Source organism: Cellulomonas fimi (assembly GCF_012952065.1).
Classification (GTDB): Bacteria; Actinomycetota; Actinomycetes; order Actinomycetales; family Cellulomonadaceae; genus Pengzhenrongella; species Pengzhenrongella fimi_A.
The window spans coordinates 117,344-126,942 of the sequence record NZ_JABCJJ010000010.1; the positions used below are offsets into that span (position 1 = coordinate 117,344).

The following is a 9,599-nucleotide window of genomic DNA, read 5'->3' on the forward strand; positions in this document are numbered from 1 at the left end:
CGGCGCGCGCCACCGCAGTCGGCCCGGTAGACATGACCGGCATGACCCAGATCGGATTCCACGCCTCCCACGAGCAGATCTCGCCGGGTGAGCTCCTGCGCGCCGTGCGTCGCGCGGCGGACGCCGGGTTCGACGCCGGCATGTGCTCCGACCACCTCGCCCCCTGGAGCGCGCGGCAGGGCCACTCCGGCTTCGCCTGGTCGTGGCTCGGCGCCGCGCTCGCGTCGACGGACCTGAGCTTCGGCACCGTCAGCGCGCCCGGCCAGCGCTACCACCCGGCGGTCATCGCCCAGGCGAGCGCGACGCTCGCGCAGATGTTCCCGGGCCGGTTCTGGGTCGCGCTCGGCTCGGGTGAGAACGCGAACGAGCGCATCACGGGCGACCGCTGGCCCAGCAAGCCCGAGCGCGACGCCCGGCTCCGCGAGTGCGTGGACATCATCCGCGCGCTGCACCGCGGCGAGGAGGTCAGCCACCGCGGCCACGTCACGGTCGACCGCGCCAGGATCTGGTCCCTCCCCGACGAGCCGCCCCTGCTCATCGGTCCCGCGGTCTCGATCGAGACGGCCCGCGCGCACGCCGACTGGGCCGACGGCCTGGTGACGACCAACCAGGACCTCGACACGCTCCGGACCATGATCGCGACCTACCGCGACGCGGGCGGGCGCGGCGAGCTCTCGGTGCAGGTGCACCTCTCGTGGGCACCGACCGACGACGAGGCCTACGCGATCGCGCACGACCAGTGGCGCTCCAACGTCTTCTCGCCGCCCGCGTGCTGGGACCTCGACAGCCCGGCGGCCTTCGACGTCGTCAGCGAGAACGTCACCGAGCAGCAGGTGCGCGACACCGTCATGGTCTCGAGCGACCTCGGCGCCCTGACCGCGTACCTCGCGGACCTCGCCGATCTCGGCTTCGACCGCATGTACCTCCACCACGTGGGCCAGCAGCAGGACGCGTTCATCGACGCGTTCGGCGAGCACGTGCTGCCGCAGCTGCGGTCCGCCTCGGCGACGTCGCCCGCCTGGCCGGCTCCGGCGTCGTCGGGCACGGCGCCGACCCGCAGCGGAGGTGCGCGATGAGGATCACCGACACCGCCGACCTGTGGTGGAAGAACGCGGTCATCTACTGCCTCGACATCGAGACGTACATGGACTGGAACGACGACGGGATCGGCGACATGCCGGGCCTGGTCCAGCGGCTCGACCACCTGGCCGAGCTCGGCGTCACGTGCCTGTGGCTCATGCCCTTCTACCCGACGGCGAACCGCGACGACGGGTACGACATCACCGACCACTACGGCGTCGACAAGCGGCTCGGGACGCACGGCGACCTCGTCGAGCTCATCCGGACCGCGCGCGACCGCGGCATGCGCGTGATCGCGGACCTCGTCGTCAACCACACCTCCGACCAGCACCCGTGGTTCAAGGCCGCGCGGTCGTCGAAGGACAACCCGTACCGCGACTACTACGTGTGGCGCACCGAAGCGCCGCCGTCGACCAAGAAGGAGGTCGTGTTCCCCGACCAGGAGGACTCGATCTGGGAGCTCGACGAGAAGACCGGCGAGTACTACCTGCACCGGTTCTACAAGCACCAGCCGGACCTCAACGTCGCGAACGAGACGGTCCGGGACGAGATCGCGAAGATGATCGGCTTCTGGCTCGAGGTCGGGCTCTCCGGCTTCCGGGTAGACGCCGTCCCGTACCTCCTCGAGGGCGCCGATCCCAACGGGGAGGACGAGGGTGGCGACCCGCACGACTACCTGCGGTCGCTGCGGTCGTTCCTCGGGCGACGGTCCGGGGACGCGATCCTGCTGGGCGAGGTCAACCTGCCGCACGCCGACCAGCGGAAGTTCTTCGGGGACGGCGCCGGCGACGAGCTGACCATGATGTTCGACTTCATCGGCATGCAGAACCTGTACCTGTCGCTCGCCCGGGCCGACGCCAAGCCGATCGCCAGGGCGCTGCAGGCGCGGCCGGAGATACCGAAGGACGCGCAGTGGGCGACGTTCGTGCGCAACCACGACGAGCTGACGCTCGACAAGCTGTCCGAGGACGAGCGGCAGGAGGTCTTCGCGGCCTTCGGGCCCGAGGAGTCGATGCAGCTCTACGGACGCGGGCTGCGGCGTCGTCTGCCCCCGATGCTCGACGGCGACCCGCGGCGCCTCCGGATGGTCTACTCGCTCCTCTTCTCGCTGCCGGGCACGCCCGTGCTGTTCTACGGCGAGGAGATCGGCATGGGCGAGAACCTCGACGTGCCCGGGCGGCTCGCGGTGCGCACGCCGATGCAGTGGACGTCCGGGCGGAACGGGGGCTTCTCCGCGGCCCGACCGTCGCGGCTCGCGGCCCCGGTGGTGACCGGCGGGTTCTCGCCCGAGCACATCAACGTGGCGGCGCAGCGGCGGGACCCGGACTCGCTGCTGTCGCACATCTCGCTGCTGATCAGGCGGTACCGCGAGTGCCCCGAGCTCGGGTGGGCGCCGGTCAAGATCCTCGAGCAGCCGTTCCGCGAGGTGCTCGCGCACCAGTGCACGTGGGACGACGGCTCGCTCGTGGCGCTGCACAACCTGTCGTCCGAGCCGGTGGTCGTGCCGCTCGAGGTCGAGGAGCTCGACGGCGACGGCGAGCTGGTGGACCTCCTCGCGGACGGTCGTGTCCAGGGTGACGAGAAGGGCCGCGTCGAGGTGTCGCTCGAGGGCTACGGCTACCGCTGGCTCCGCGTCGTGCGCCCGGGAACCCGCCGACTGGTGTAGCCCCTCAGCGCAACGTCCGCACTCCGTGGGGCCAGGGGCCCATCGAGTGCGGACGTTGCGAAGCCGCGGACGTTGCGAAGCCGCGGACGTTGCGAAGCCGCGGACGTTGTGAAGCTGCGGACGCTGGGGTATGGCAGGCAGTTCGCTAGGCAGGGAGCGGACCCAGTGCCTGGTGTCCCGCCTCTCCCAGACCTTGGCGACGGTGAGCCTCCAGGAGTCGACGAGCCGCCTCCTCGCCCCCCACCACCAGGGCGACGAGCCGTACTGCTTCCCGATGGTCGATCGGCGCATCGACGTACGTCTCGTCCAACGCGGGATGGGACAGCCTCTCGGGGCTCGGTCGGCGCAGCGCGGCCGAGCCACTGGCGCGCTCCAGGATCCCGGACAGCACGAGGTTGAGGACGACGCGGTCGGCGCTGCTCAGCATGAGACGACTGATCTCCGCGAAGTACGGCTCGTCCTCGCGATAGTGCACGCTCAGGGCGAGAGTGTGAAGCCGGTCCTCGAGCTCGACGACCCGCGCTTCCAGTGCGTCGATCCGCTCCTGCTCTGAACTCATCCTCGGGCCCTCCGGCTGATTCTGGTCACAACAGAATCCACATCACGCCCTCGACGGCGTTGGCGATGACGTCAAGGCGGCACCGCGTGCACCGTACGGCTCAGCCGGCGACGACGCGCAGCGTGCTCGAGCCGTCCGCGAGCCGGCGGACCTCGATGCGCTCGGCGATCGCCTGCTTGAGCGCCTCGACGTGCGAGACGACGCCGACGACCCGCCCGCCCGCCCGCAGCTTGCCCAGCTCCGCGAGCACCGCCTCGAGCGTGTCGGGGTCGAGCGACCCGAACCCCTCGTCGACGAACAGCGTCCCGAGCTCGATCCCGCCCGCCTCCGCCGTCACGACGTCCGCCATGCCCAGCGCGAGGCACAGGGACACGTAGAACGTCTCGCCGCCCGAGAGGGTCCGCGGGTCGCGCTCAGCGTCGAGCCGGTGGTCGATCACGCGCATCGACAACCCGGTCCGGCGCGTCCGCACGTCCTCGCGCTCGTCGCTGCGGACCAGCTCGAACCGGCCGTCGGACATCGCGAGCAGCCGGTCGTTCGCCGCCGCCACCACGTCCTCGAAGCGCTTGACCAGCACGTACGTCGCGAGCGTGAGCCGCTTGGTGTTGTCGCCGCCCGACGCCGCCGCCAGGTCGGCCATCCGCGTCACCGGCGCCGCCCGGTCACGCGCGGCGGCGTGGGCCTCGAGCGCCGCCTCGACCGCGCCCATGGCCCCCACCGCCGACGACGCCGCACTCGCCGCGAGCGCCGCCTCGCGCCCGGCGGTGCTCGCCACCGCCTCGGCCTCCGTGAACCGCGCCTGCGCACCCGGCAGGTCCACCGCGACGTCGTCGTCCAGGTCGACGAGCGCCGGGTCCGCGAGCCCGAGCTCGACCCGCGCGACGGCGGCCGCGTGCGCGCCGATCGACTCCTCGAGCCGCGCGAGCTCGCGCTCGGGCAGGTGGGCGGCGCGTGCGTCGTCGGAGTCCGCGAAGCCGTGGTCCGCGAGCGCCGTGGCGAGCTCCGCCGCGCGGGTGGTCAGGTCGTGCTCGGCGCGGTCGACGACCTCGAGCGCCTCGGCCAGCGCGCTGCACGCCCGCACCTGGGCGTCGAGCTGCGCGACGCGGGCCGCGACGGTCGGCGCGTCCGCCCGGGCGGCGTCGATCTCCTCCTGATCCGCCGTGATGCTCGCGCTCAGAGTCTCGATCGTCACCCGGGCGGTCGCGACCGAGGTGGCGAGCGCCTGCGCGCGCAGCCGGAGCTCGTCGGTCTCGAGGTCGTGGTTCTCGAGCCGCTCCTGCAGCACGACCAGCTCGCGCTCCGCCGACGAAGCCATCTGCACGAGGGTGCCGAGCTCGTCGATCTCGCGGTCGAGCTCGTGCACGGACCGGGGGCCGGCCTGCTCCCGCAGGCGCGTCAGACGCTCCGTGAGGGTCGCCACGTGGGACGACGCCTGGGCCGACGCGTGCTCGGCTGCCTGGCGCGTGCGTCCTGCCGCCTCGACCTGCTCCGCGGACGCGTGATCGGCTGCCAGCGCCGCGGGGTGCGGGTGCTCGACGGAGCCGCAGACCGGGCACGGCTCGCCCTCCGCCATGCTCGCGGCGAGCTCTCCGGCCATGCCCGCGAGCCGCCTCGTGCGCAGGTACGCCTCGCCCGCGATCGCCTCGCCCGCTGCCGCCAGGGCCGCGGCCGCGGCGGCGGCGGCCTCGCCGAGCTCGATGGACAGGTCGTCGGCCGCCTGGGCGGCGTCCCGGGCCGCGCGGGTGGTCTCCCGACGCTGGCGGCGCAGCGGGAGCTCCGCGGTGACCTCGCGCGCGGCCGCGATCGCGCTCAGGAGGTCGACCCGCACCGAGGGCCGCACGGCGGCGTCGTCGGCCAGGATCGCCTGCTCGGCGAGCGAGTCCTCGAGCGTCGTCTCCGCCGAGGCGAGTCGCATCCGGCGGCTCGGCATGCCGCTCTCGACCTCCTGCAGGCGGCGGAGCGTCGCCACCTGCCCGGCGAGCTCGTCGCGCGCGTCCGTGAGCCCGCGGCGGTCGAGGTGTGCGAAGTCGGGCGCGACCTGGGTCCGGGCGGCGTCGAGTCGCTCGCGCGACGCCTGTGCGGCCGACTCGGCAGCCTCGGCGGCCTGCAGCGCCGGACGCACGACCGCCGCGCGACGCGCCCGGTCGCGGCGCCGGACGTCGTCCGTGTGCGACGCCGCCTGCTCCGCGAGCCGTGCCCGTTCGGCGCGCAGGGCGTCGCGGCGGGCAAGGGAGTCGGCCAGTGTGCGGGCTTCGTCGAGCGCGCGCCGTGCCTCGTCGACGACGGCACGTGCCGCCTCCTCGGCGCGTGCACGCGCGGCAGCGACCGCGCTCAGCGCCGCGACGTGCGCGTGCACCGCGGGCAGGAGCGCGGGGTCGGCCGACTCGCCGAGCTCCCGCAGCTCGTCGGCCCCGACCAGCGCCGCCGCAGGCGCGGAACGCGGGGACGCTCCTCCCTCGGCCGACCCGTCAGGCGTGGCGCGCCCTCCGGCACGCGCTGGGTCTGACACGTCGGGGTGGCCGGCCGCTCCCGCCGACGTGTCAGACCCACCGCGATCTTGAGCGCGCGCAACGCCTGACACGTCGGGGTCGCTCACCGCCGGCACGGGCAGGGCGGGGAGCGGGGCGGGGGGCAGGGCGGAGAGCAGGGCGGGGAGCGGGGCGGGAGGTGCGCTCCGGATCCCCGCCGCACCCACGAAGTGCGCCGTCGCCGCCGCGACCCCGGAGCGCGCGTCCGCGACCGCGCGCTGCGCCTCGACGCGCATCGCGGCCAGGCGCTCCTGGACACGCTCGTAGACCTCGGTGCCGAAGACCTTCTGCAGCAGACCGCGGCGCCGTTCGGGGTCGGCACGCAGGAAGCTCGCGAACTCGCCCTGCGGCAGCACGATCGTCTGGACGAACTGCGAACGGTCGAGCCCGATGGCCCGCTGGATCTCCGCCCCGGCCTCGTCGAGCCGGGTCGAGAGCAGCTCGCCGTCCGCACCGTCGGCGGCGCCCAGCCGCCACAGCTTCACGCCCGCCTGCTGCTTGGTCGTGCCGGTCCCGCGCTTCTTGGCGCGCAGCCGTTCGGGGCTGCGCCACACGCGGTACACGCCCGAGCCGGTCTCGAAGACCAGCTCGACGAAGGTCTCCGTGGCGTCGTCGGCGTAGCCGGAGCGCAGGCGGTCGTCGCTCGCCTCCGCGGACGCGACCTTGCCGTACAGCGCGAAGACGATCGCGTCGATGATCGTCGACTTGCCGGCCCCGGTCGGTCCCTCGAGCAGGAAGAGGCCCGACGCCCCGAGCTGTTCGAAGTCGATCGTGTGGCGACCTGCGAACGGCCCGAGCGCCTGCAGCGTGAGGGACCGCAGGTGCATCAGGCGCTGCGTTCGAGCGCGACGACGTGCTCGAGCGCCGCGCGCAGCGCCGCGGCCTCGTCCTCGGTCGGGTCGCAGGCGGTCACGTGGTTGACGAACTCGGCCGCGACCTCGAGCGGGTCTCGCGCGGCGGTCACGGAGGCGTGGCTCCGCTGACCCGGCACCTCGGGCGGCCGGTGCTGCACCACGAGCGCGTGCGGGAAGCGCTGCTTGACCCGCGCGTACAGATCGGGCGGCCGCGCGGCGTCGGTCACCACGACCCGCAGCCAGTCGTCGGCGTGCGCCTCACCCGTCGCACCGAGCAGCTGCTCGAGCGTCCCGGTCACCTCGGCGATCCGCCGCGGCACGGGCGCCCGCACGAGCTCGGGCTCGCCGACGACGCCGTCGGCCCCGAGCTCGACCAGCACGCTCGACTTCACCTGGCGCAGCTCGGAGAACGAGTAGGCGAGCGGCGACCCGGAGTACCGCAGGACGGTCCCCTCGGGTCCCGGCACCCGCTGCGGACCGTGCAGGTGGCCGAGCGCCACGTAGTCCACGCCGGCGAACACCGCCGCCGGGACGTGGTCGACGCCGCCGACCCGGATGTCGCGCTCCGACTCCGACGCCTCGCCGCCGAGCACGAACGCGTGCGCGATCGCGACCGCCCGCGGGCGCGCGGCGCCGGCCGCCGCCGCGGCGCCGACCCGCTCGGCCAGATCGCCCCGCACCCTGTCCATGGCAGCACGGGTCACCGCCTCGTGCGAGCGGGCGAGCGGCGTCGCGGGGTCCGGGGCGAGCGACCGCCGGACGACGTCCGGGTCGAGGTACGGCAGGCCGTACACGAGCACGTCCCCCGCCGACCCGCGCCCGCCGCGCGACGGCAGCACGACCGGTGCCCCGACGTCGGCCACGCGGGTGCGCAGGTGCACGCCCGCCCGCATGAGCCCCGCCCCGAAACCGAGCCGGATCGCCGAGTCGTGGTTGCCCGGCGTCACGACCACCACGGCGTGCTCGGCCAGCCGCGCGAGCGTCTCGGACAGCAGCGTCACGGCCTCGACCGGCGGGACCGCACGGTCGTAGACGTCACCCGCCACCAGCACCGCGTCCACACGCTCCGCGCGCACGACGTCGACCAGGTGGTCGAGGTGGGCGGCCTGGTGCTCGAGCAGGTCGACCCCGTGCAGGGTCCGCCCGAGGTGCCAGTCGGAGGTGTGCAGCAGCCGCATGACGCGACCGTAACCCCGGCCACCGACATCGCCGCGGTGGCACTCCGGTGACCCGCGAGGTCAGGCGTCGCCGCCCTGCTCGGCCATCCCGTACGCGCGGAACTCGCCGAGGATGAACAGGAACAGTGGGGGTCGAGGTCACCTCGACAGGATGGCCGCGGAGGGTCAGGCGCGCCCGTCGAGGAAGAGCCGTTCCAGGCCGATGACCGCGAGCAGGTCTGTGGCTTGCGCCGATAAATGGCGGGGTTCTGTAGGTGCTATGTGGCGGCCTGTCAGCTGACGCCGATGACCAGGGTGCTTGCGGCGGCTTCGATGACGTCGTTGGTGATGGTGTCGAGTTCGTTGATCTTCAGGACGCGCTCGATCTGGGGGAAGAGGCGTTCGAGGAGTCGGAAGTTCCCTCGGGTGATCCGGGCGATGGCGGCGATGGCCTGGGCGTCGGTGAAGTCCTCTGGGTCCAGGGTCTTGTCGAGGGCACGCCAGTGCCGTTGCAGGACGAAGAGCAGTTCGTCCTTGCCCAGGGGCCGGTACTGGTGGGCGAAGCCGACTCGGCTGTAGAACTGGGGGTAGTGGCTGAACTGCTTCTCCAGGCCGGGCATGCCGATCAGGATGAGGGCGATGTTGTCGCGGTCGTAGCGATCGCGCAGCAGTTCCAGTGCGGTGGGGCGGAGGCGTTCGGACTCATCGACGATGATCAGCTCGACGTAGTTCCTGCTGTGGCGCCACCCGCGCGTCTCTGGCGTGACCTGTCCGGCCGGAGCGAGGTGCTGCTCGATGCAGATGTTGGTGCGGGAGATGACCTGGTCGAGCTCCTCCTTCAGGGCTCGTGGCGTGGTCAGCACGCTGGGGGTGTAGAGCACGGTGCGGCTCTTGGCCAGCGCGGCGTAGATTCTCGCGTCGCTGTCGGAGCGCGGTACCCAGTAGGTCAGCAGGTCGTGGGCCTTGTCCCAGCGGGCGTAGCGGCGCGCGGAGAGCGTCTTGCCCACGCCGGCCGGCCCGAAGCACAGGCCGATGGTGTGACCGCGCCGCACGGCGTCGGCGAACTCGGTGAAGCGGCGGTGTTCTTTGGTCACGATGAAGCGCTGACTCACCTCAGGTCCTCTCTGTAGACCTGCAGCTTCCGCCGCGGCGTCGCTGGCGGCGCCTCGGTCGCTGGTGCAGGATCGGTCAGCTTGGCCACGACGGCGATCCGCTCGTTGATGCCCTTACGCAGACCCCTGCGCCGGGCGTTGCGGGCGGCCTGGACCTCCTTGAGGCTGACCTTCTGGTCGTGGTGATCCTGGTTGACGGCCTTGCAGACGAACGCCTCGTGATCGAACACGCGGATCTCGGTGATGTCTCTGGGGTCGTAGCGGATCACGACCGAGCGGCCGACATAGCCGGCCAAGGTGGGCGAGATGTAACGCAGGCCCTGGAAGTGGATGCCATCGCGGCGCACCACCCTGGTCTGGGCGACGGTGAGCAGCAGCCCGTCGAGCTCTTCCAGACTCTCGGGCTGTCAACGTCGGCCGAAAATTGACCCCCTGGCGTCGGGCGAAAATTGACCCCCTTGGTGTGGTTCGTGCCGGTCAGCGTGTGCTGGCCGGTGTGGTGGTGAGTAGGTCTCGGCGGGTGCGGGTGCGGTAGGACTCGCCGGTCAGGGTCAGGACCTCGGCGTGGTGGACGAGGCGGTCGATCATGGCGGCGGCGACGATGTCGTCGGCGAAGATCTCGCCCCAGCGGCCGAAGGGCATG

The 9,599-nt window shown here is 72.7% G+C and carries 8 protein-coding genes; 2 read left to right on the forward strand and 6 right to left on the reverse strand.

Features of this window, described 5'->3' with window-relative positions; all coding sequences use genetic code 11:
• Window positions 1-41 precede the first annotated feature (41 nt).
• Together HIR71_RS08660 and HIR71_RS08665 are read left to right on the forward strand one after the other, a co-directional pair.
• Window positions 42-1,076, forward strand: coding sequence for a TIGR03885 family FMN-dependent LLM class oxidoreductase (locus HIR71_RS08660; protein WP_169324653.1), 1,035 nt, complete (start codon window positions 42-44; stop codon window positions 1,074-1,076).
• Complete coding sequence (locus tag HIR71_RS08665; protein ID WP_169324654.1) at window positions 1,073-2,746, forward strand: alpha-amylase family protein; 1,674 nt, start codon at window positions 1,073-1,075, stop codon at window positions 2,744-2,746. The genes HIR71_RS08660 and HIR71_RS08665 overlap by 4 nt, the downstream gene beginning before the upstream one ends.
• Before the next feature lie 145 nt (window positions 2,747-2,891).
• Here the strand turns inward: HIR71_RS08665 and HIR71_RS08670 are convergent, their stop codons facing one another.
• From HIR71_RS08670 to HIR71_RS08695, 6 genes are all read right to left on the reverse strand, one after another.
• Entirely contained in the window at window positions 2,892-3,305 is a 414-nt protein-coding gene (locus HIR71_RS08670; RefSeq protein WP_169324655.1) for a hypothetical protein, read from the reverse strand.
• 100 nt (window positions 3,306-3,405) lie between these two features.
• The gene (locus tag HIR71_RS08675; protein ID WP_169324656.1) at window positions 3,406-6,660 is read right to left on the reverse strand and encodes an AAA family ATPase; all 3,255 of its coding nucleotides are present in this window, start codon (window positions 6,658-6,660) and stop codon (window positions 3,406-3,408) included.
• Window positions 6,660-7,865, reverse strand: a complete 1,206-nt coding sequence (locus HIR71_RS08680) for an exonuclease SbcCD subunit D (RefSeq protein ID WP_169324657.1) — start codon at window positions 7,863-7,865, stop codon at window positions 6,660-6,662. The genes HIR71_RS08675 and HIR71_RS08680 overlap by 1 nt, the downstream gene beginning before the upstream one ends.
• Window positions 7,866-8,137: 272 nt before the next feature.
• Entirely contained in the window at window positions 8,138-8,956 is an 819-nt protein-coding gene (locus HIR71_RS08685) for an AAA family ATPase (protein ID WP_169324658.1), read from the reverse strand.
• On the reverse strand, window positions 8,953-9,351 hold the full coding sequence (locus HIR71_RS08690) for a Mu transposase C-terminal domain-containing protein (protein WP_311836189.1): 399 nt from the start codon (window positions 9,349-9,351) through the stop codon (window positions 8,953-8,955). The genes HIR71_RS08685 and HIR71_RS08690 overlap by 4 nt, the downstream gene beginning before the upstream one ends.
• Window positions 9,352-9,433: 82 nt before the next feature.
• Window positions 9,434-9,599 (reverse strand): ATP-binding protein (locus HIR71_RS08695; RefSeq protein ID WP_169324659.1); only part of this gene is annotated, 166 nt, incomplete at its 5' end.

Coding starts and splice junctions, on each gene's coding strand:
- HIR71_RS08660 (WP_169324653.1), top strand. CDS start 42: ATGACCCAGATCGGATTCCACGCCTCCCACGAGCAGATCTCGCCGGGT.
- HIR71_RS08665 (WP_169324654.1), top strand. CDS start 1,073: ATGAGGATCACCGACACCGCCGACCTGTGGTGGAAGAACGCGGTCATC.
- HIR71_RS08670 (WP_169324655.1), bottom strand. CDS start 3,305: ATGAGTTCAGAGCAGGAGCGGATCGACGCACTGGAAGCGCGGGTCGTC.
- HIR71_RS08675 (WP_169324656.1), bottom strand. CDS start 6,660: ATGCACCTGCGGTCCCTCACGCTGCAGGCGCTCGGGCCGTTCGCAGGT.
- HIR71_RS08680 (WP_169324657.1), bottom strand. CDS start 7,865: ATGCGGCTGCTGCACACCTCCGACTGGCACCTCGGGCGGACCCTGCAC.